The following is a 202-nucleotide window of genomic DNA, read 5'->3' on the forward strand; positions in this document are numbered from 1 at the left end:
AAAAACCCGCACGCCGGAAGACCAAGGGTTCCTGTCCAACGTTAATCGGGGCAGGGTGAGTCGACCCCTAAGGCGAGGCCGAAAGGCGTAGTCGATGGGAAACAGGTTAATATTCCTGTACTTGGTGTTACTGCGAAGGGGGGACGGAGAAGGCTATGTTAGCCGGGCGACGGTTGTCCCGGTTTAAGCATGTAGGCGGAGG

1 rRNA gene is annotated in these 202 nt (G+C 56.9%); it reads left to right on the forward strand.

What is annotated here, in order from left to right:
• A 23S ribosomal RNA gene (locus tag OGX90_RS01165) occupies positions 1–202 on the forward strand; the annotation flags it as partial.

The organism is Citrobacter sp. Cpo012, from assembly GCF_030333015.1.
In the GTDB taxonomy this organism is placed as follows: Bacteria; Pseudomonadota; Gammaproteobacteria; order Enterobacterales; family Enterobacteriaceae; genus Citrobacter; species Citrobacter portucalensis.